Genomic DNA, 21015 nt, shown 5'->3' with positions numbered 1-21015 from the left:
AAGGGGCGATACTCCAAGCATTGCCTCGTCACAGGCGCAGAAGCGTAAATTCCTTGCCCAGCGCCTCATAGCGAACGATCTCTTTCGCCTTTCGATAGTCGGTTCGCTCGCTGGCCGGAACGAGAACATATTTCGTGCCGGGTGTCGTATCTGTCTTCAGGTCCGACAAGGGGAGTGCGGTTCCAGGCAATCCCCAGAATGAAAATCTCTGCTTGAAGCCTGTGGGGTCGATAGCTTCGCTGTCGGCCACGAAGAGTTGAAACCTGCGAGCCTTCCCTTGTTCGCTGGCAAGGTCGTAGAGCGCGCGGGCCGGGATTGAATAAATGCGCGAGACACTCAACTCCTGTTCATGCCGCTGAATCCCCCACAGATTGATAAAAACAAAGCCCAAAAAAATGACCAGCAGTGCTCCGGATCTGTGGTCCCACAGCATCTTTGCGCTGACTGACATGATGGCGATGACGGTCAGCAGCCACAATTCTGGATGAAACAGGATCTTGTAGCCGTCGATGGCGATCCTGACGCCGAAGAAGTTTTCGCCTATCGGGAGAATAAGACTCTCGTAAAAAACGGTATAAAAAAGAAAGATGGTCAGCAGGGAAATCAGCCACAGTGAAATGAAGGCTGCTTTTCCGAAATTCTTCCGCGAATAGATCTCGGAATTCGCGACATACATCGACACGATGAAGAAAATCACCGGCGAAAACATGATGTAGCGCCCCATCATTCTCATGGGGGCAGGGAAGTTGTAGTAGGCGTTCCAGGAGTGACGCGTCGCCGCTGCCATTGCTGCGAAGGTGACCAGGAAAGCGCCGACGATCAGCCGGTTTTTGTGGATGTTCTCGAAGCTTAGATTGCGGCAGACCTGAACAGTGCCGGCCCAGAGCAGGTGAAACACTGGAGCCGTAATCACGACGAAATAGCCGTAGTATATGAACAGCCAGAAGCCGAGCCTTACCAAAGTCTTTTGTTCGGGGTTTGACCGGCTGGCAATGCCGAAGCCGAAGATTTTGTTCAGCGCCACGTCTTTGGAAAGACCCATGACGACCCACGGCGCATAAGCTGCGCAAGCGATCAGGATGACATAGACAAGCCGAAAAACGAAAAGCTTGTTGCGCTGAAAATTGGTGATGCACCAGAGCGCGAGAAGCGCGGGCACTATGGCAAGCGAAATATGCCTGGTCAGATACAGCGCCGCAAGGGAAACCGCGGTCAGCGTGTCCCAAAGGACCAGCTTGCTGCTCGGTTTGCGAACCGCAAAATAAAACGAAAACAGCAGGAGCGGCAGGAAGATGTTTTCGCTCATCAGAGCGCGGGGGAAGAAAAAATTGAACGGCATCGTCAGCGCAAACGCAGCGCAGAGAAGGCTGCTTCGCGCATCCATAAACAGCTTTGCAATCAGGAAGGTCGGAAAGACGATACTGGAACTGTAGAAGCAGTTCAGGACGATGGCGGCGTCATAGTATTTTGCGCCGAATAGAAAGGACGGGGAAATCAGAAGCGGGTAGAGTGGCGGATATTGGCCGCTTGCATATCCTTGGAGATCGAACAGGCCTCGCGCGAAATCGCGGTAGAGCTTTTCGTCGCCAAAGATGATCGGGCCGTAGCTGATCCCCTTGAAGTAGAAAATCTTGAAGGCGACCGTCGCGAGAAAGAGGCAAAAGCAAACCCAAAGCGGATGCCGCTCGATGCCTGCTTCCCGATCAGAGGAGGAGGCGGTGTTGCCTGAAATCGGGCGACGGCCAGCCAGCGCTTCGATGCTCATAAACTAGCCGCCCTTAAAAAAAGCCGGCTTGCGCCGGCCTTGTCGTTTATTCCTTGTCGGTCTTCTTCAGTTCTTCCAGCGTCGGCATCGAGACGATGTTGTAGCCTGAATCGACATAGTGGATTTCGCCGGTGACGCCCGATGACAGGTCGGACAGCAGGTACAGCGCCGAGCCGCCGACTTCGCCGAGCGTGACGGTGCGGCGCAGCGGCGAATTGCGCTGCTGGTAGGAGAACATGTAGCGCGCGTCCGCAATGCCGGCGCCGGCCAAAGTCCGCACCGGACCCGCCGAGATGGCGTTGACGCGGATGCCGCGCGGGCCGAAATCATTGGCGAGATAGCGCACGCTCGCCTCAAGCCCCGCCTTTGCCACGCCCATGACGTTGTAGTTCGGCATCACGCTGACCGAGCCGGCATAGGTCAAGGTCAACAGCGAGCCGCCGTCGTTCATCAGCTTGGCGGCGTGCCGTGCGATCTCCGTGAAGGAGTAGCACGAGATCACCATGGTGCGGACGAAGTTGTCCTTGCTGGTGTCGGCGTACAGCCCCTTCAACTCGTTCTTGTCGGAGAAGCCGATGGCGTGGACGACGAAATCGAGCCCACCCCATTCCTCGCCCAGCCTGTCGAAGGTAGCGGCCACCGAGGCGCTGTCTTCCACGTCGCAGGGCACCAGCAGCGATGCGCCGACTTTTTCGGCCAGCGGCTTCACCCGGCGTCCGAATGCTTCGCCCTGATAGGAGAAGGCCAGTTCAGCGCCCTGCTCGGCCAGCTTCTGCGCGATGCCCCAGGCGATCGAATGGTCGTTGGCAACGCCCATGATCAGGCCGCGCTTGCCCTGCATCAGTCCGGTCATGGTGGATGTCCTCGTTATGACAGACGCTGGAAGACCAGCGTCGCGTTGGTGCCGCCGAAGCCGAAGGAGTTCGACAGCACGGTATCGATCTTGGCGTTGTCGATGCGCTCGCGCACGATCGGCATGCCGTCGAATTCGGGGTCGAGCTCTTCGATATGAGCGCTTTCGCCGATGAAGCCGCCCTGCATCTGCAGGATCGAGTAGATCGCCTCCTGCACGCCCGCGGCCCCCAGCGAGTGGCCGGTCAGCGATTTGGTCGAGGTGATGTTCGGGATCTTGGCGTCGAAGGTCTCGCGGATGGCGCCCATTTCCTTGCTGTCGCCGACAGGGGTCGAGGTGCCGTGGGTGTTGATGTAGTCGACATCGCCCTTCACAGTGGCCATGGCCTGCTTCATGCAGCGTATGGCGCCTTCGCCTGAGGGCGCTACCATGTCGTAGCCGTCGGAGGTCGCGCCATAGCCGACCAGTTCGGCATAGATCTTGGCGCCGCGCGCCTTGGCATGTTCGAGTTCTTCAAGCACAAGCACGCCCGCGCCGCCGGCGATGACGAAGCCATCGCGGTTGACGTCATAGGCCCGCGAAGCCACGGCGGCACGGTCGTTATATTTGGACGACATCGCGCCCATGGCGTCGAACAGGTTCGACATCGTCCAGTCGAGATCCTCGTGGCCGCCGGCGAACATGATGTCCTGCTTGCCCCACTGGATCATCTCAGCCGCATTGCCGATGCAGTGCGCCGATGTCGAGCAGGCCGACGAGATCGAGTAGTTGACGCCGTGGATCTTGAACCATGTCGCCAGCGTAGCGGATGCCGTCGAAGACATCGCCTTCGGCACCGCGAACGGCCCGATGCGCTTGGGGCTGGTGTTCTTCAGCGTCGTTTCCGCCGCTTCCACGATGGTGCGGGTGGATGGGCCGCCCGAGCCCATGATGATGCCGGTGCGTTCATTGCCGGAGATGTCGCTTTCTTCAAGCCCGCTGTCGGCGATGGCCTGCTTCATGGCGACGTGGTTCCACATGCCGCCCTGTGACAGGAAGCGCGCGGCGCGGCGGTCGACCAGTTCGGTGGTGTCGATGGTGGGCGCGCCCCACACCTGGCACTTGAAACCGTGCTCGGCGAAGGAGTCCGAAAAGCTGATCCCGGACTTTGCGTCGCGCAGGGAGGCTTGCACTTCATCGGCGTTGTTGCCGATGGACGATACGATGCCAAGGCCAGTTACGACGACCCGTCTCATTCGCTTTCCTTTCAGAAATCGCCCGGCGGCTAAGCCGCCTGAGCTTCCTTGAACAGCCCGACACGCAGGTCGGTCGCCTTGTATATGGTTTCGCCGTCGGCTTTTAGCCAGCCGTCGCCGATGCCCAGCACCAGGCGGCCGCGCATGACGCGCTTGAAGTCGACGCCGTATTCAACCTTCTTGTTGGCCGGGGTCACCATGCCGGTGAACTTGACCTCGCCGGTCGACAGCGCACGGCCCTTGCCGGGTTCGCCCAGCCAGCCGAGATAGAACCCCGTCAACTGCCACAGCGCGTCGAGCCCGAGGCAGCCCGGCATTACCGGATCGCGGATGAAATGGCAGGGGAAGAACCAGAGGTCGCGGTGGATATCGAGTTCGGCGCGAATGAAGCCCTTGCCGAATTCGCCGCCGGTTTCGCTGAGTTCGGTAATGCGGTTGAACATCAGCATGGGCGGATAAGGGAGCTGGGCATTGCCCGCTCCGAACAATTCACCGCGTGCACAGGCCAGCAACTCTTCGTAGTCGTAGCTGGATTTCTGCTCCACCATATAACGTCTTCCCCGTTTCGGCTGCGGCGGTTGGTCCCACCGCGCTGCTGATCTCTTCTAGCACAAGCCCTGCCGGACCTGAACCGTCGTCTGCGCTTAGCCTGCCGGCTTTCCCGGGTCAATGCGCGCTATTGATCGCGACTGTGGGACAGAATATATGAAAACGGAGAAATCGGTTGGTTTTGTCGGCATTGCCGGTTTTGCCGCTGAAACTTTCGAGCTGTCGATTGGGGCGCCGTTGAGCTTCCGAGTGGAAAAAATGTCTGTCGAAACCCGCGTGCGCGATGCCGGCCTCAGGCCGACGCGGCAGCGCATTGCGCTGGCCGAACTGCTGTTCGCCAAGGGCGACCGGCATTTTTCGGCGGAGGAGCTGCACGAGGAAGCCCTGGTTGCTGGGGTTCCGGTGTCGCTGGCCACCGTTTACAACGCGCTGCACCAGTTCACCGAAGTCGGCCTTCTGCGCATTCTGGCGGTCGAGGGTGCAAAGACCTATTTCGACACCAACACGTCCGACCACCACCATTTCTATATCGAAGGCGAAAACCGCATTTTCGATATCGAATCGGGTCCGGTGAGCGTCGTCAATCTCCCCGAGCCTCCCGAGGGCATGGAGATCGCCAATGTCGACGTGGTCATCCGCCTTCGCCCCAAGCGCTGCAGCTGACCACTGCCCGCATCCCTCAATCCTCGATGGTCTCGCCGGGATAGGCGCCCCAGACCAGCGACTGGCTGATCCAGCCGCGGTTGCGTCCGTCGAAGGTCATTTCGCACCACTGGCCGTTGCAGACGCGGATCGTGCCGATCGCACCGGGTTCGACCATAGCGATAACCCGTGCATCCTTGTCGCCCGAGGCGAGCAGTTGGACCTGCGTCTCCTTGCCGCGCTGCCAGGGCGCCACGATGGCGGTGCGCTTGCCCGACAGTAGCGACTGGTTGATCCAGCCCTCCGCGCCATCGGCATCGCGCACCCGGCGCCAATTGTCGTACTCCTGGATGATCTCCATCGGCAGGCCGGATTTCATATACATCCAGTCCACCGAGTAGCCCAGGCCAGGCCCGATCCGTGAATTGACGCGGCCGGATTTGAGGCTGACGAAGCGCGGCAGTGGCAGCCCGCTCGGTCCGAGCGTCACCGCGCCTTGCGCGGAAGCGGCAATCGTGAACGTGGTCGATTGCGGAAACAGAACGGCCGCACTCATCAGCACGGCGCCAATTGCCAGACGAAGCGACGCGGAACCAGACACTGTCGTACCTCTGCTGAGCGTTGCGCCCGCGAGCCCCGGGCGCCCCTTTTTCTTTGTCTTCCGGAACGGCGCTTGATACACAGTATCCCGCTCCAGATGGATTTCCAGTTTCGCCGATCTTGGTTAAAGAGGTCTCAACAAGAAGCTGGGTGAGGAAACAATGGCCGGCAAGAAGAAGCCTCTCGTCATCATAACGCGCAAGCTTCCGGATCCGGTCGAGACCCGCATGCGCGAGTTGTTCGACGCCAGGCTCAATGTCGAAGACCGCCCGATGACGCAGCCGGAGCTGGTCGCCGCCGTCAAGGAGGCCGACGTGCTGGTCCCCGCCGTCACCGACACGATCGATGAGGCGTTGATCGCCCAGGCCGGCGAGCGGCTGAAGCTGATCGCCAATTTCGGCAATGGCGTCGACAAGATCGACGTCGCCGCCGCCAGCCGGCGCGGCATCACCGTGACCAACACGCCCAACGTGCTGACCGAAGACACCGCCGACATGACCATGGGTCTGATCATCTCGGTGCCGCGCCGTCTGACGGAAGGCGCCAACGTGCTCCTGGGCGACGGCAAATGGGGCGGCTGGTCGCCGACCTGGATGCTGGGCCGCCGCATCTGGGGCAAGCGTCTCGGCATCGTCGGCATGGGCCGCATCGGCACGGCGGTCGCACGCCGCGCCAAAGCCTTCGGACTGTCGATCCATTACCACAACCGCAACCGCGTGCTGCCGGCGGTGGAAGACGAGCTGGAGGCGACCTATTGGGAAAGCCTCGACCAGATGCTCGCCCGCATGGACATCATCTCGGTCAACTGTCCCTCAACCCCCGCGACCTTCCATCTGCTCTCGGCCCGGCGTCTGGCGCTGATGCAACCCTCGGCCTATCTGGTCAACACCTCGCGCGGCGACATCATCGACGAGGATGCGCTGGTCAAGCTGCTGCAGGACGGCAAGCTCGCCGGTGCCGGGCTCGACGTGTTCGAGCAGGAGCCGGCGGTGAGCCCGAAGCTGCTCAAGCTGGCGCATAAGGGCAAGGTGGTGCTGATGCCGCATATGGGCTCGGCCACCATCGAAAGCCGCATCGATATGGGTGAGAAGGTCATCATCAACATCCGCGCTCATGTCGACGGACACCGCCCACCGGATCGGGTGCTGCCGCTCCGGAATTGATGTAAGTCATGACTTACGGATGGACGGAAAGCCGTTTCCGGTAGGTGATCGAGGTGATCCGGTCATAGCCGGGATGCACGGTGCGCTTGAACTCCGCAAAGCCAAGCCGCTCGAAGGTGGCGTGGTTTTTGGTGAGTTCGATGCGGGTCTCCAACTCCAGGATCGGAGTGCCCGACTCCAGCGCGAGGCGTTCGGCTGAATTCATCAAAAGCCGCCCGATGCCCAGGCCACGCGCGCTTTCCTCGACGGCGAGCTTGCCGACATAGACAGCGTCCTGCCGTCTGGCGACGAAGATGCAGCCGACAAGCCGGTCGCCGGCAAGTGCTATGAGGCAGGTCTCTGCTTGCGCCTTGTCGCGCAGGATTTCCGGCGTCAGACGATGCGCGGAAGAGGGCGGGTCGATGACACCGTCCATATAGGCGAAAGAACGCCTGATCAGCGTCAGCAGCGCGCCCCAGCGGTCGAAATCCGCGGGCAGGGCCTGGATTGTCACCGGGCTAGTCTTCGTTTCTGGATCGCTTGTAGCGAATGGTGTCGAAACGCGCGCCGAGCGCGTCATAGAGCAGAAGCCGACCGATAAGCGGTTCGCCGATGCCGGTGATCAGCTTGATCGCCTCCATCGCCTGCAACGTGCCGACGACGCCGGTCAGCGCGCCTATAACGCCCGCCTCGGCGCAGGACGGCACCAGGCCGGGCGGTGGCGGCTCGGGAAAAAGGTCGCGATAACCGGGGTTTTGGACCCCTTGGTCGTCGGTTTTGAAGGGTGTCAAAACGGTAATCGACCCGTCGAAACGCCCTACAGCGGCATGAACGAGGGGTTTGTTCTCGGCTTCCGAGGCATCGGCAACGGCGTAGCGTGTGTCGAAATTGTCGGAGCCGTCGATGACGAGATCGTAGCCGGAAATCAGGTCGCGCGCATTGTCCTGGTCAAGCCGCAACTCGTGCAGTTCAACAGTGACATGCGGGTTGATGCGGGCAATGGCGTCGCGTGCGCTTTGGCCCTTTGAGCGACCGACGGCCTGGGTGTCGTGGATCACCTGCCGCTGCAGGTTGGACAGGGACACGGTGTCATCGTCGACGATGCCCAGCGTGCCGACGCCGGCGGCGGCGAGATATTCCAGCACCGGAGCGCCGAGCCCGCCCGCGCCGATCACCAGAACCCGCGCACGCTTCAGCTTCTGCTGCCCCGGACCGCCGATTTCCGGCAGCACGATGTGGCGCGCATAACGCGTCAGTTCCTCGTCGGAGAGTGCGGGCTGCTTGCTCATGGCGCGACGATATCGCGCCGCATTCGGCTTGTCAGGCGCTTTCGGTAGGGCCAACGCTGCCGTGGTCGACCGTGATGAACTGTGCCTTGCCCTTGAGGCTGGAAAACAGCTCAGGCTCGGTGCCGGTCATGAAGGCCTGGCAATTCAGCTCTTCCAGGATGGAAAACAGCGCCGCGCGCCGGCCCGCATCGAGATGCGCGGCGATTTCGTCGAGCAGAAGGATCGGAGCCGAACCCGCCATCTCGCCGGTCAGCCGGGCGTGCGAGACGATGATCCCGACCAGAAGCGCCTTCTGCTCGCCGGTGGAGCAGAGTTCGGCAGGCATCGCCTTGGGCCGGTGCCGCACGATCAGGTCGGAGCGGTGCGGGCCTTCCAGCGTGCGGCCGGCCGCGCGGTCGCGGTCGCGTCCGTCTGCCAGCATCTGGCGGAAACGCTCTTCCATGTCGACGGCGGCCTGTGCGCCGATATTTTCCTCAAGCGTGCCCGACAGGGCCAGATCGGCCTGCGGGAAAGGCCCGGTTTCGGGCAGCTTGCCGATCATCGCGGTCAGAAGCCGGGTCATCTCGGCGCGGGCGGCGGCAATCGCCACGCCCGTCTCGGCCATCTGCGTTTCGATGGCCTCGAACCAGACGCGGTCGCGCCGGTCTTCGGCAAGCAGGCGATTGCGGCCGCGCATGGCTTTTTCGTAGTCCAGCGCGCGCTGGCCATGGGCGGGATCGATGGTCAGCACCAGCCGGTCGAGAAAGCGGCGGCGGTCGGCCGCAGGCCCGGTGAACAGCGCATCCATCGAAGGCGTCAGCCAGACCACGCGCAGCCAGTCGAGCATCTCCTCGGCCGAGCGCACGGTGGTGCCGTTGATGCGCACGCGGCGTCCGCCTTCGCCCGCGCCGTCGAACAGCGTTCCGGTGCCGATCTCAGCCTCGCCGTCCGGCCCTTCGACTGTGGCGTGGACCGCGAATCCGCCGCGTCCGCCTTCGCGCGCGACATCGGGATAAGGCGCGCGGCGCAGGCCGCGTCCGGGCGTGAGGAAGGAGATGGCTTCGAGCAAATTGGTCTTGCCCGCGCCGTTCTCGCCGGTGAAGACGACCGCGCCCGGCCGGAAGCAGACCGCGAGCTCCGCATAGTTGCGGAAATCGGTCAGCGTCAGCCGGCTGATGAAGTTTGACGGGAGCGCTTTAGTCGGCTCGGGCAGCTGTCCCGGCACGTCTGAGGTGACGCTAGACGCGCATCGGCATCAGCACGTAGAGCGTGTGATCGTCCGATGTGTCCTGGATGAGCGTCGGCGAACCGGCATCGGCGAGCATGAAGCGAGCCTCGCCGCCCGACAGCTGGGCTGCGACGTCGAGCAGGTATTTGGCGTTGAAGCCGATCTCGATGGGATCGGAGGCGTAGTCCGCCGCCAGTTCCTCGGTAGCGCTGCCGGAATCGGGATTGTTGACGGCGAGCGTCACCTGGCCGTCGGCAATCGACAGCTTGACCGCGCGGCCGCGCTCCGACGAAATGGTCGAGACGCGGTCGACGGCGGAGGCGAAGCTCTGGCGGTCGATGACCAGCTTCTTGTCGTTGCCGGTGGGGATGACGCGCTGATAGTCGGGGAAGGTGCCATCGATCAGCTTCGAGGTCAGCACGATGGAGCCGATGGTGAAGCGGATCTTGGTGTCGGACAGCTCCGTGGTGACAGCGATTTCCGGATCGTCGACCAGCTTCTGCACTTCGCTGACGGTCTTGCGTGGAATGATGATGCCCGGCATGCCTTCCGCACCCGCCGGCGCCTCGAATTCGGCGCGTGCCAGGCGGTGGCCGTCGGTGGCGACGGAACGCAGCTTCAAATTGCCTTCGCTCTCGAAGGTGTGCAGGAAAATGCCGTTGAGATAATAGCGCGTTTCCTCGGTCGAGATCGCGAACTGCGTCTTGTCGATCAGCATCTTGAGCTTGGCCGCTTCAAGCGTGAACTTGTGCGAGAAGCTGCCGGCCGACAGCTCGGGAAAGTCGGATTGCGGCAGGCACTGCAGGCGGAAGCTCGAACGCCCCGACACCACCGACATGGCGTTGCCGTCGTCGTCGGTCTTCAGCATCACCTCGGCACCGTCAGGCAGCTTGCGGACGATGTCGTAGAGCAGATGGGCAGGAACCGTGGTCGCCCCGGCCTGGTCGACCTGGGCGGGCGTGGCTTCGGTGATCTCGAGATCGAGGTCGGTGGCCTTCAGCGCGAGGCTGTTGCCGTCCGCCTTCATCAGCACGTTGGACAGAATCGGAATCGTGTTGCGCCGCTCAACCACGCGATGAACATGGTTCAGCGACTTGAGAAGGTTAGAGCGTTCAAGAACAACACGCATGATGCAACAAACTCGCTTTTCATGAAGTCGCGGGCTCTGCGGGCGAGCCCTCAGAGCGCCGTGGGCACGTTCAGAATGGGCGGCAAGTCTGACAGGAAATGAGCCGGAAACGCAAGCCTTCGCACACGCTTATGCGTTTCCGGACGACCATTCTGGGGATAACCCTGGAGGGCAGCTCAGGCCTGATCGGTGATCAGCCTTCTCAGCAATTCCAGTTCCTGCGCCAGCGTGTTGTCGGCACCCGACAGATCCTCGATCTTGCGGACGGCGTGCAGAACCGTGGTGTGGTCGCGACCGCCGAAGCGGCGTCCGATCTCCGGCAGCGAGCGCGGCGTCATTACCTTGGACAGGTACATGGCGACCTGGCGCGGCTTGACGATGGTGCGGGTGCGGCGGTTCGACAGAAGCTCCGTCTTCGACACGTTGTAGTGTCTTGCTACGATGCGCTGGATGTCCTCGATGCGGACGCGCTTGGGCTCGCCGGAGCGATAGATATGGCCGAGGATTTCCTCGACGCGGTCGATCGTCAGGTTCGGCTCGAAGGACTGGCGGAAGAGAAGCTGGTTGAAGGCGCCTTCCAGTTCGCGACCGCTGCCGGTGACGGTGCGGGCAATATGGGAGAGGATTTCCTCATCCATGCTGAGATTCTGGTCTTCGGCCCTGGCCTGCGCCATACGCATCTGCAGCATGCCCAGACGCATGGCGTAGTCGGGCGCCATGATCTCCAGCGCCACGCCGCCATTGAGGCGCGAGCGGACGCGGGGCTCCAGCGATTCCAGTTCCGACGGCGGACGGTCCGCGGCGACGACGACCTGCTTGGCGCTGTCGAGCAGCATGTTGATGAGATGGCAGAACTCGTGCTGGATCGACTTGCCCTGAAGGAACTGCATGTCGTCGATGATCAAAAGGTCGATGTCGCGCAGCTGTTCCTTCAGCGTCAGCGCATTGTTGTCGCGGATCGCGGTGGCGAAACGCCACATGAAATATTCCGCCGTCAGATAGACGACGCGCGACTTCGGGTTCTGGCGCAGCGATTCCGCCGCGAGCGCCTGAAGCAGGTGCGTCTTGCCGAGGCCGACTGAGGCATGCAGGAAAAGCGGGTTGAAGCGCGAAGTCGATTCCGACACCGCCTTGGCGGCGGCGAGTGCTACGCGATTGGCCGGGCCCTCGACGAAGGACTGAAACGTATAGCGCGGGTCGAGCGGGGAGCCGAGAACGCTCTGCTTGAATTCGGTCTCCGCCGGGATGGGGCGCGCCGACAACGGGCGTTCCATCTTGGTTGGCGAGACCATGCCCGAGGACAGCGCGGTCTGGGCCTGATGCGGCATCTTGCGAGCCACCGGCGCCTCAGGCTCGATGCGGGCCGCACGGGCCGCGGTGCGGACGATCACTTCCAGCTTCAACAGGCCGGGTTCTTCCTGGCGCCAGAGTTCGGCAATCAGGTCGACATAGTGGCTGTTGATCCACGATTTCAGAAAGGCCGTTGGAACCGACAGGCGGACAATGTCCTTGGAGGCTTCCGCGACCTTCATGCGGCCGAACCAGCTTGAATAGACTTCGCTTCCCAACCGCGCCTTAAGCTGTGCCTTCACCCTCTCGAAATTCTGTTCAGCACCGCTTGCAGCTTTCACCTCGCCCTCGATCGCGGGGCTTTCGCCGATATGAAAGCTGGAAACCGTCTGCCGTTCCACACTGCTCTGCATTTTCGCCAAAATCCCTATCCCTGTACTTTCATGTCCATCGTGCAGGTGCGCCACTTGCGCCTGCCGAGGTTATTATGTTTCGGAAGCCGCTTGAGGCGGCGGCAACCGTTTTCCTATCGCCTGCCTTGCGCAGCGAACGAGGTCCGTCCGTTTGACGCAAAAAGACAAACAAAACCTTCTCTGCCAGCGTTATGCGCTGGCGCGCCGCATGCTCTAATTGTCGTAAGTACCCCACTCACACTTCTACGCAGAAGGCCAAACCTTGCCCGTTCGCGGCATTGCGCCGCGTTCGGAAAACTGCAAGTTTTCAGGTTTGGTAGTGGGCTCGGAGCCCGTCCCTTCGATGTTTTGACTGTACGAAAAACGTTGTGGACAGAGCAAGACCGGGGCTAACGGATTTTTAAGGAATTGCGCTGCCCCAAAATGGGATTCTTCGCCCGGAAAGCGGCAAAGCCTTTGTGATTCAAACCGTTTTGACGAATGCCGAAATCTACGCCGGCCTGATAAATTTTTCTAAAAAAATTGCTTGACATAGACTTGTCCCCGAAGGGTGCTGCGCAGAGTGAACAAGCTGTGGATAAAGGTCTGCAACATCCTGTTATAAAACGACAATTCGAGATCGCTGCAATTTCGGAGAGTGTTTCTATTGAGGAATTTCCGCTGGCGGGTTGGAGAGACGCCGGCAAACCAACAAAGACATCTCCCGTGCGCCAAAGCTGCCACGTGAGGACAAATTTCATGCTTTTGTTCGGCAAAAGAAAAGCCCGGCGCCAAAGCGCCGGGCTTTTGGGTATTCCAGAGCTTGGATTTAAGCTGCCGACAGGGCCTTGAGGCGCTGGGCGAGACGCGAAACCTTGCGGGATGCAGTGTTCTTGTGCATCACGCCCTTGGTGGCGGCGCGCATCAGTTCAGGCTGTGCTGCAACGAAGGCTTCCTGCGCTGCGGACTTGTCGCCGGAGGCCAGTGCTTCCTCGACTTTGCGGATGAAGGTGCGGACCCGCGAACGACGGTTCTTGTTCAAAGCCGTGCGGCGAGCGATTTTCCGCGTTGCCTTCTTGGCCGAAGAGGTATTGGCCATGGTGCCTCTCTAATCTGGGTTGACGCCGTGTAGGGCGCAAAAAAATCTCGGGCGGCCAAACGGCCACCTCAGTTGCGCGGCTTATAGTTCAGCTTTTTCGCCGCGTCAACGTGAATCCGAACGGATCGGGCAGATGCGACGGGTACCGCCCCGTCATCGGTCCTAGCGGTTCTGGAAGTTGGCGGCGCGTTTCTCGACGAAGGCCGTCATGCCTTCCTTCTGATCCTCGAGCGCGAACATGGAATGAAACAACCGCCGCTCGAAGCGCAGGCCTTCGGCGAGGGTGGTCTCATAGGAGCGGTTGACCGCCTCCTTGTTCATGATGACGGAAGGCAGAGAGAAACCGGCGATCTTGGTCGCGGCCTTCAAGGCCTCCTCCACCACCTCGCCGGCGGGTACGACGCGCGACACAAGGCCCGCACGTTCGGCCTCGGCTGCATCCATCATGCGGCCGGTGAGGCACATGTCCATCGCCTTCGACTTGCCGACGAAACGGGTGAGCCGCTGCGACCCGCCCATTCCGGGCATGACGCCGAGCGTGATTTCGGGCTGTCCGAATTTCGCGGTGTCTGCCGCGATGATGAAGTCGCACATCATCGCCAACTCGCAGCCGCCGCCCAACGCGTAGCCGGCAACGGCGGCGATGATCGGCTTGCGGGTGCGGGTGAAGGCTTCCCAGCCGCTGAAGAAATCGCCGAGATACATGTCGACATAGGACTGCGATTGCATTTCCTTGATGTCGGCACCGGCGGCGAAGGCCTTTTCCGATCCGGTGAGCACGATGGCGCCGATAGTGCCGTCTTTCTCGAAGCCTTCGACAGCGGCGAGCAGCTCGGCCAGCACTTGCGAGTTCAGCGCGTTGAGCGCGTTGGGCCTGTTCAGCGTGATCAGCCCGACCTTGCCGCGCGTCTCCACCAGTATTGTCTCGTAAGCCATGTCTTCGTCGTCTCCCTGTGATTCAGTGCTGGCACCGGCTGCAGAAGAAAGTGGACCGGCCGCTCTGGACGATGCGCTCGACATGTCCGGTGCAGCCGGGCTTCCGGCATGGTTCTCCCTCACGCCCATAGACCGAGAAGGAGTGTTGAAAATAGCCCAGCGAGCCGTCCGTCTGCACATAATCGCGCAAGGAGGAGCCGCCGGCGGCAATCGCATCCGCGATCACCTCGCGGATGGATTGGGCGAGCAGGGCGCTGCGGTCCCGGGCGAGCTTGCCGCGGCCGCCAAGCGTGCCGGCGAGGCGCCTGGGCGACAGCCCGGCTCGCCACAGCGCTTCGGACACATAGATGTTGCCGAGCCCCGCGATCAGCCGCTGGTCGAGAAGCGCTGCCTTGAGCGGCGTCTTCTTGCCTTCGAGCAGCCTGGCGAGCATCGGGCCGTCTAGTGCGTTGCCGGTCGGTTCGATGCCGAGGCCTGTCAGCATGGGATGGACACTGCCATCCTGCTCGGCAAACAGCATAAAGCCGAAACGCCGGGGATCGTTGAAGACGACGCGGGCAAGGCCGCCGCCCTTGGTCTCGAGGTCGAAGACGACATGGTCGTGAAACTGCGCCTTGGAGCGCTCGTGGACGAAGACGCCGGGAATGTCGGCACCGCCATCGGCCTCTATGCGGAAGGAGCCGGACATGCCGAGATGGCAGATCAGGATCGGCCCGTCTTCTATATGCATCACGAGATATTTGGCGCGTCGGCCGACCGAGACGATGGTCTTGCCGACCAGCCGCTCGACGAAACCGGGCGGGAACGGAAAGCGCAGATTGGGTCGGCGCATCTCGACGGCGCATATCCGTGCGCCTTCGAGCACCGGCTGCAGCCCGCGCCGGACGGTCTCGACCTCGGGAAGCTCAGGCATCGGCTGTCATCGCCTTGTAAAACGAGGCGCCGTAGGGACCGGCAGCCAAACCGAGATGCTCCGCCGCCGTCTCTCCGATATCGGCGAAGCTGCCGCGCAGGCCGATCGAACCGCCGGCATGGCCAGGCAGGAGACCGATGACGGGAACCTGCTCGCGCGTGTGGTCGGTGCCGCGCCAGGTCGGGTCGCAGCCATGGTCGGCCGTCAGGATCAGCAGGTCGCCTTCGCGCAGCTTGGCGAGCGCCTCCGGCAGGCGCCGGTCGAACGCTTCGAGCGCCGCGGCATAGCCCGCGACATCGCGCCTGTGGCCGTAGAGCATGTCGAAATCGACGAAATTGGCAAAGACCAGGTCGCCATCCCCCGCCTCGTCCATGGCGGCCAGGGCCTGGTCGAACATCGCCATGTTGTCGGGCGCCTTGCGCAGGCGGGAGATGCCGCGATGGGCGAAGATGTCGCCGATCTTGCCTATGCCGAGGACCGTGCTTCCGCGTTCGACCAGACGGTCGAGCAGCGTGGCTTCGGGGGGAGGCACCGCGTAGTCGCGCCGGTTGCCGGTGCGCTCGAAATGGGCCGCGTCTTCGCCGGTGAACGGCCGGGCGATAACGCGACCGATGTTGAGAGGGTCGACCAGACGCCGGACGGTTGCGCAAAGATCGTAAAGTTTCTCCAGCCCGAAATGCGTTTCATGCGCGGCGATCTGGAACACCGAGTCGGCCGATGTGTAGCAGATTGGCTTTCCGGTCCGGATGTGCTCTTCGCCATGGCGTTCGATGATGTCGGTGCCCGAAGCGTGGCAATTGCCCAGAATCCCCGGCAGCCCCGCCTCGCGGACGATCATGTCGGTTAGTTCGGGCGGAAAGGTCGGTACCGTCTCGGGAAAGTAACCCCAGTCGAAGCGCACCGGCAGGCCGGCGATTTCCCAATGGCCGGAAGGCGTGTCCTTGCCGCTGGAGATTTCCCGGGCGGCGCCATGGAACGAGGAGGGCGCAAGAACAGCCGCGCCGATGTCGGGACGATCTCCGGCAGCGAGATAGGCCGCTTCGCCCAGGCCCAGCGAACCCATGACGGGCAGCCGCAGGGGTCCGCTGCGCAGGCCGGACCTGTCGGCGCGTCCTTCGGCGCAGGCCAGCGCGATATGACCGAGCGTGTCCGCCCCGGCGTCGCCGAACCGTTCGGCATCGGGCGCGCCGCCAATGCCCACGGAATCGAGAACGAAGAGAAATGCCCGCGCCATGAAACTCCTGCCAATCTTTGGGTCAGAGATAGGCGGGCTGCTCGAACTTGGCAATCGGTTCGACGCGGATAGGTGTCGACGCGGGAGGGTGGGACGCGTGCAACTGTGATCCTAAGCATGTAGCTGTCACACAGGATCCTAGCGCTTCATTTCCTTGGGATTTGAGATCGCCGCCGCGTGCGAAAGACAGCCTCGATACCATCATAAACCGCGGCGTTCCCGTTCTGCTTTCAGCTTTTCGACTTCTTTCACCGTGGCGAAATAGGCCTCGCGGTTTTCGATATAGGCGGGTTTCATGGCCGAGACTTTTTTCTCCCATTCCGCGATGCGCGCCTCGTCTTGTGAGAGCTTGGCCTCTTCCAGCAGAGCATTCGCCTCGCGCCAGGGACCAAGGAGTTCCTGGCGCTTGTCCTGCAGCTCAACGAGTTGTACACGCGCCTGGTCCAGCCTGTCTTCCAACTCACGGTTGCTTAGGTCCACCGCCTGAGCGTTCGCAACCGTGCCGGCAAACAGCAGGGCTGCCAGTAAAAGCCAAAATCGCAATTGCCATCTCCATTTCTTGGCCCGCCTGAGCGCAGACTTGTTCACCAACCCAGCAACTATAACAATCAGGCTGGAATAGGATGGGCGGAGATCAACCCTGGAAGCTGAGAGAAGGCAGTGGGTAGTCGGGCCGGTCGCCAATGCTCACGGCGCTGGTCGGCTCAGCTTCGAAAATCGTCATCGAATCGCGGCTCTTGTCGAACCCGCCGCGATAAAAAGCCCACTCTATCGTCTCGCTGTTGGCTTCATCGTCGCATCGAACGACAGCGAACTGAGGAACCTCTGTCCAAGCGTCACCAATCTCGGAGAGTTCATACCGGATCGATTGCAACCGCTCGAGAAAATACTTGTCAAAGTCCAATCTATAGCTGACAAAAAAAGTCTTCATCATCGCCTCGTAGGATTATTGTGCAACGCCGCAAATTGATGGTGCGTCGCACATAAATCCCCGTCAACCAAAAAATTGCCCCAAGCAACGCTGCACGAAGGTGCAGCACATAATCGCACCTATATGTAACAAAAGCGTTGCACCGAGCGGCCCGAGACGTATCACTCACCTGATCACCAAGACAGTTCCCAAAAGGATATGAAATGCCCGTCGAGTTGTTGCAGCGGAAACCTGAAGGCGCCTTGCCCGTCCATCTCATCGCCAAGGACGGGCTGGCCCAAGCAAAGCTCGGTGCTGCGGTCGAGAACTGGGCCAAAGCCAACGGCTTCAATGGCGAAACGGGCAAGGTTCTGATCCTGCCGTCCACATCGGGCGACGCGGGCGGTGCTTTGTTCGGCCTGGGGGCTGAGGCCGCCAGCGCGATGGCTGTCGGTGCCTTGGCGAAGGCCTTGCCGGAAGGCGACTGGCATTTTGCGACTTGGCCCGCCAACCCCGAACTCTCGTCGCTGGCACTTCTGCTTGGCGGCTATGTCTTCACCCGCTACGGCAAAAAAGGCGGCAGAGCGATCCGCTTCGCGCTGCCTGAAGGTGTCGATGCCGAGCGCGTCAAAGCGTTGGCCACCGGCAGCCTGCTGGCACGCGACCTTATCAACACGCCGACCAACGATATGGGCCCGGACGCGCTTGAGAAGGCCGCGCGGGATCTCGCGCAGGCGCATGGCGCATATATATCGGTCACCAGGGGCGACGATCTTCTTGCGGCGAATTTTCCCATGATCCACGCTGTCGGCCGCGCTTCGGTCGATGCGCCCCGGCTGCTCGATATGAAGTGGGGCAGGGATGCGGCTCCCAAGGTCACGCTGGTCGGCAAGGGCGTGTGTTTCGACACTGGAGGCCTCGACATCAAACCGGCCTCGGGCATGCTCCTGATGAAGAAGGACATGGGTGGAGCGGCCAACGTGCTCGGCCTCGCCTCGATGATCATGGCAGCGAAACTGGACGTCAGGCTGCGCGTTCTGATCCCCGTGGTCGAGAACGCGATTGCCGGCAACGCCTTCCGGCCCGGCGATGTGTTGACCAGCCGCAAGGGCATCACGGTCGAGATCGGCAACACCGATGCTGAGGGTCGGCTGATCCTGGCCGATGCGCTGGCTTTGGCCGACGAGGAGACGCCGGATCTGCTGATCGACCTGGCGACGCTGACAGGGGCGGCGCGTGTTGCGCTCGGGCCCGATCTGCCGCCCTTCTACACTGACGACGATGCGCTCGCATCCGAACTCGCATCGGCCGCGGTAGCGGTGGAAGACCCGCTGTGGCGCATGCCGCTGTGGATGCCCTATGACGCGAAACTGTCGTCAAAGGTCGCCGACATGAACAACGTGACCACGGACGGCTTCGCCGGTTCGATCACCGCCGCCCTGTTCCTCAAGCGCTTCGTCGAAAAAGCGGGGTCATGGGCGCATTTCGACATCTTCGGGTGGAACCCGGCGGACCGTCCGCACAGCCCGGCCGGCGGCGAGGCGCAGGCCATCCGTGCGCTGGAAACCGTCATTTCGACGCGTTTCGGGAAGTAAGATCGAAACGCATCCGAAACGAATGGCTGATACCGTCGCGCAATGCCGATCGTGTTGCGCCCGAGCCAGGCCCTGCGGCTGTGGCAGCAGTTCACCCTCTCCGAGGTGCGCGACGACGCGCCCGATCTGACGTTGCGCCAGACCGCCATTCTGTTGACCATCTATCTCGATCCGCCGCCGCATACGGTGCGCGGGCTTGCCGCGCATCTCGGTGTCAGCAAGCCCGTCATCACCCGGGCGCTCGACACGATGGGCGAACTGAAGCTGGTTTCGCGCCACCGTGACGAGTTCGACCGGCGTAACGTCATCATCCGCCGCACCGTCGAAGGTGCGCTCTATGTCGAGCGCATCGGCGATGTTATTATCGCAAAAGCACTGGAGTTGCCGCTTTGACCGTCCACGATACACGCCTTCATGCCTTTCGCCGCGATCTGGCCGACATCCGGCTGGAGGGCAAGGTGCAGGCGGAACGGTTCGTGGAAGGGCGTGCCGCTCGCATCGGTGCTTCGATCGTCGATGTGCTGGCGGCGCCGCGTGTCGATGCGGGCGTCAACACGCAGTTCCTTTTGGGCGAGGACGTGCTGGTTTTCGAGGAAGGACAGGGCTTCGCCTGGGTCCAGAGCCTTTTCGACGGCTATGTCGGCTATGTGCAACTCGCCGCGCTCGGCGCCAACGATGCCGAGACCACGCATGTCGTTGTTGCCCCGCGCACCTTTCTCTATCCCGGACCGGACCTGAAACTGCCGCGTGGCGGGGTCGTCTCGATGGGCTCGCGGGTCACGGTTGTCGACCGCAGCACCACGCGCGGCACCGAATACGCCCATCTCTCCAGCGGCAAGACATTGGTCGCGGCTCATCTGGCGCCCATCGGCGACTATGCTGCGGATTATGTCTCTGTTGCCGAGCGGCTGGTCGAGACGCCCTATCTGTGGGGCGGCGCCAGCGGCTTCGGCATCGATTGCTCGGGGCTGGTGCAACTGTCCATGCGCATGGCAGGCAGATCGGCGCTGCGCGATTCCGACATGCAGGCGGCAGGCCTGGGAACGCCGCTGCAGCCCGGGAAGGATTACTCCGGCCTGCAGCGCGGCGACCTCGTCTTCTGGAAGGGCCATGTGGCCGTCATGACGGACGCCGAATCCATGATCCACGCCAACGGCCATACGATGAGCGTCGCACGCGAAGGGCTGCACGCCGCGATAGATCGCATCGGTTATCTTTATGGGGCGCCGACCGGCTTCCGCCGTCCCTGAAACGGCGTGAGGGCTGGCGTTAGGGATCAATATCCTGCGTCGCGATCGACGACATTGTCGAGCGGCTCGCCGCGCTCGAAGGCGTCCATCTGCCTGAGCATCGGTCCGGCCAGATGAGCCGGATCGGACGTTGCCGCGGCATGCGGCGTCACGAAAACCTTGGGATTGTTCCAAAGCCCGCTCGTCTTGGGCAGCGGCTCGACCTCGAAGACGTCGAGGCTCGCTTCCTTCAACGTCCCGTCCTCCAGCGCGCGCAGGATGTCCTCATCATTCTGCAGTCGCCCACGCCCGGCATTGATCAGCACCGCTCCGCCTAGTCCGTTGCGGCGTCGCAGGTGCTTCAGCAATCCGTAATTGACGATGCCTTTCGTCGCTGGTGTCAGCGGCAGCAGGACGACCAGGATGTCGGTTGCGTTGAGGAAGGGGATCAACCCGGAATCGCCATGGAAGGTGGTGATGCCGTCGACCTGTTTCTCGGTACGGCTCCAGCCATTGGTCTGGAAACCCAGTGTCTTCAGAGCGTTGGCGGCGGCAAGGCCCAGGCTCCCAAGGCCCATGATGCCCACGGAAATGTCCTGCGCGGTCCGCTGCGGCGGTTCGCGCCAGATTTTCTTTGCCTGCTGCGAACGATAGAGCATGCCTTGCCGGTGATGGTCCATCACCCGCCAGACGACATATTCCACCATATGCCGGCTCAGATTGTCGGCGACCACGCGCACGATGGGGGCCTCGGGCAGTCTTGTGTCGTTGAAGATATGGTCGACGCCGGCGCCGATGGAAAAGATCGCCCGCAGATTGGGCAGTTGCGCCAGGATGCCCGGCTTCTGCTTCCAGACCACCGCGTAGGTGATGCTCGGATCGGCTGGGCCGTTCGGCTCCAGCACCACGTCCCGTTCCGCTGAAAGCAATTCGTACCAGCGCTGCGGGTTGAATCCCGTCACCGAGAGAAGAATCCGCCCTTTTTCCATATTATACCTGCTTTTAT

Annotated in this window: 24 protein-coding genes; 6 read left to right on the top strand and 18 right to left on the bottom strand. The window is 61.9% G+C overall.

Annotated elements, in window-relative coordinates; translation table 11 throughout:
* Positions 1-28: 28 nt before the first annotated feature.
* Positions 29-1306, bottom strand: a complete 1278-nt coding sequence (locus ICI42_RS01895; protein WP_210316926.1) for a hypothetical protein — start codon at positions 1304-1306, stop codon at positions 29-31.
* 231 nt (positions 1307-1537) lie between these two features.
* Here ICI42_RS01895 and ICI42_RS01885 point away from each other — a divergent pair, with 231 nt between their 5' ends.
* Positions 1538-1729: a hypothetical protein gene (locus ICI42_RS01885; RefSeq protein WP_188162841.1), complete on the top strand. Its 192-nt coding sequence runs from the start codon at positions 1538-1540 to the stop codon at positions 1727-1729.
* 82 nt (positions 1730-1811) lie between these two features.
* On the opposite strand, the gene fabI is transcribed toward ICI42_RS01885, so the two are convergent.
* Genes fabI through fabA form a run of 3 tightly spaced genes read right to left on the bottom strand, consistent with a single transcriptional unit; the run spans position 1812 to position 4398 of the window.
* A complete protein-coding gene (gene fabI, locus ICI42_RS01880; RefSeq protein ID WP_188162840.1) occupies positions 1812-2618 on the bottom strand; it encodes an enoyl-ACP reductase FabI in 807 nt (268 codons plus the stop codon).
* Between the two features lie 14 nt (positions 2619-2632).
* The gene (gene fabB, locus ICI42_RS01875; RefSeq protein WP_188162839.1) at positions 2633-3853 is read right to left on the bottom strand and encodes a beta-ketoacyl-ACP synthase I; all 1221 of its coding nucleotides are present in this window, start codon (positions 3851-3853) and stop codon (positions 2633-2635) included.
* A gap of 29 nt (positions 3854-3882) precedes the next feature.
* Complete coding sequence (fabA, locus tag ICI42_RS01870; protein ID WP_407945133.1) at positions 3883-4398, bottom strand: 3-hydroxyacyl-[acyl-carrier-protein] dehydratase FabA; 516 nt, start codon at positions 4396-4398, stop codon at positions 3883-3885.
* 262 nt (positions 4399-4660) lie between these two features.
* Between fabA and irrA the strand changes: the two genes are divergently transcribed.
* The gene (irrA, locus tag ICI42_RS01865; protein WP_188163677.1) at positions 4661-5065 is read left to right on the top strand and encodes an iron response transcriptional regulator IrrA; all 405 of its coding nucleotides are present in this window, start codon (positions 4661-4663) and stop codon (positions 5063-5065) included.
* Between the two features lie 16 nt (positions 5066-5081).
* Here the strand turns inward: irrA and ICI42_RS01860 are convergent, their stop codons facing one another.
* Complete coding sequence (locus ICI42_RS01860; RefSeq protein ID WP_188162837.1) at positions 5082-5645, bottom strand: SH3 domain-containing protein; 564 nt, start codon at positions 5643-5645, stop codon at positions 5082-5084.
* Positions 5646-5805: 160 nt separating this feature from the next.
* Between ICI42_RS01860 and ICI42_RS01855 the strand changes: the two genes are divergently transcribed.
* The gene (locus ICI42_RS01855; protein ID WP_188162836.1) at positions 5806-6807 is read left to right on the top strand and encodes a 2-hydroxyacid dehydrogenase; all 1002 of its coding nucleotides are present in this window, start codon (positions 5806-5808) and stop codon (positions 6805-6807) included.
* Positions 6808-6820: 13 nt separating this feature from the next.
* Here ICI42_RS01855 and ICI42_RS01850 read toward each other — a convergent pair whose 3' ends face one another.
* The 12 genes from ICI42_RS01850 to ICI42_RS01795 all read right to left on the bottom strand — a co-directional run bounded on the left by ICI42_RS01850 (position 6821) and on the right by ICI42_RS01795 (position 17206).
* Positions 6821-7300 (bottom strand): GNAT family N-acetyltransferase, encoded by a 480-nt coding sequence (locus ICI42_RS01850; protein WP_330999091.1) that lies wholly within the window; start codon positions 7298-7300, stop codon positions 6821-6823.
* 4 nt (positions 7301-7304) lie between these two features.
* Positions 7305-8075, bottom strand: a complete 771-nt coding sequence (locus tag ICI42_RS01845) for a molybdopterin-synthase adenylyltransferase MoeB (RefSeq protein WP_188162834.1) — start codon at positions 8073-8075, stop codon at positions 7305-7307.
* Positions 8076-8106: 31 nt separating this feature from the next.
* Positions 8107-9279, bottom strand: a complete 1173-nt coding sequence (gene recF, locus ICI42_RS01840) for a DNA replication/repair protein RecF (protein ID WP_330999090.1) — start codon at positions 9277-9279, stop codon at positions 8107-8109.
* Between the two features lie 13 nt (positions 9280-9292).
* Positions 9293-10411, bottom strand: coding sequence for a DNA polymerase III subunit beta (gene dnaN / locus ICI42_RS01835; protein WP_188162833.1), 1119 nt, complete (start codon positions 10409-10411; stop codon positions 9293-9295).
* 176 nt (positions 10412-10587) lie between these two features.
* On the bottom strand, positions 10588-12114 hold the full coding sequence (gene dnaA, locus ICI42_RS01830) for a chromosomal replication initiator protein DnaA (protein WP_188162832.1): 1527 nt from the start codon (positions 12112-12114) through the stop codon (positions 10588-10590).
* A gap of 389 nt (positions 12115-12503) precedes the next feature.
* Positions 12504-12854 (bottom strand): hypothetical protein, encoded by a 351-nt coding sequence (locus ICI42_RS01825; RefSeq protein WP_188162831.1) that lies wholly within the window; start codon positions 12852-12854, stop codon positions 12504-12506.
* 68 nt (positions 12855-12922) lie between these two features.
* Positions 12923-13192, bottom strand: a complete 270-nt coding sequence (gene rpsT / locus ICI42_RS01820) for a 30S ribosomal protein S20 (protein WP_188162830.1) — start codon at positions 13190-13192, stop codon at positions 12923-12925.
* A 162-nt stretch (positions 13193-13354) separates the two neighbouring features.
* Positions 13355-14128, bottom strand: coding sequence for an enoyl-CoA hydratase (locus tag ICI42_RS01815; RefSeq protein ID WP_188162829.1), 774 nt, complete (start codon positions 14126-14128; stop codon positions 13355-13357).
* A 22-nt stretch (positions 14129-14150) separates the two neighbouring features.
* Positions 14151-15041: a bifunctional DNA-formamidopyrimidine glycosylase/DNA-(apurinic or apyrimidinic site) lyase gene (gene mutM, locus ICI42_RS01810; RefSeq protein ID WP_188162828.1), complete on the bottom strand. Its 891-nt coding sequence runs from the start codon at positions 15039-15041 to the stop codon at positions 14151-14153.
* A complete protein-coding gene (locus ICI42_RS01805) occupies positions 15034-16275 on the bottom strand; it encodes a phosphopentomutase (protein ID WP_188162827.1) in 1242 nt (413 codons plus the stop codon). The genes mutM and ICI42_RS01805 overlap by 8 nt, the downstream gene beginning before the upstream one ends.
* 201 nt (positions 16276-16476) lie before the next feature.
* A complete protein-coding gene (locus ICI42_RS01800; protein ID WP_188162826.1) occupies positions 16477-16818 on the bottom strand; it encodes a hypothetical protein in 342 nt (113 codons plus the stop codon).
* A gap of 91 nt (positions 16819-16909) precedes the next feature.
* Entirely contained in the window at positions 16910-17206 is a 297-nt protein-coding gene (locus ICI42_RS01795; RefSeq protein WP_188162825.1) for a hypothetical protein, read from the bottom strand.
* A 203-nt stretch (positions 17207-17409) separates the two neighbouring features.
* Here ICI42_RS01795 and ICI42_RS01790 point away from each other — a divergent pair, with 203 nt between their 5' ends.
* The 3 genes from ICI42_RS01790 to ICI42_RS01780 are packed head-to-tail and all read left to right on the top strand — an operon-like array spanning position 17410 to position 20030.
* Complete coding sequence (locus ICI42_RS01790; protein WP_188162824.1) at positions 17410-18780, top strand: leucyl aminopeptidase family protein; 1371 nt, start codon at positions 17410-17412, stop codon at positions 18778-18780.
* A gap of 42 nt (positions 18781-18822) precedes the next feature.
* A complete protein-coding gene (locus ICI42_RS01785; protein ID WP_188162823.1) occupies positions 18823-19173 on the top strand; it encodes a MarR family winged helix-turn-helix transcriptional regulator in 351 nt (116 codons plus the stop codon).
* Positions 19170-20030 (top strand): C40 family peptidase, encoded by an 861-nt coding sequence (locus ICI42_RS01780; RefSeq protein WP_188162822.1) that lies wholly within the window; start codon positions 19170-19172, stop codon positions 20028-20030. Before ICI42_RS01785 ends, ICI42_RS01780 begins: the two co-directional genes overlap by 4 nt.
* Before the next feature lie 26 nt (positions 20031-20056).
* Here the strand turns inward: ICI42_RS01780 and ICI42_RS01775 are convergent, their stop codons facing one another.
* Complete coding sequence (locus tag ICI42_RS01775) at positions 20057-20998, bottom strand: 2-hydroxyacid dehydrogenase (RefSeq protein WP_188162821.1); 942 nt, start codon at positions 20996-20998, stop codon at positions 20057-20059.
* Between the last annotated feature and the right edge of the window lie 17 nt (positions 20999-21015).

The organism is Oryzicola mucosus, assembly GCF_014534685.1.
Taxonomy (GTDB): Bacteria; Pseudomonadota; Alphaproteobacteria; order Rhizobiales; family Rhizobiaceae; genus Oryzicola; species Oryzicola mucosus.
Note: the sequence above shows the minus strand (reverse complement) of the source record. Positions and strands in the feature narration are given on the sequence as shown.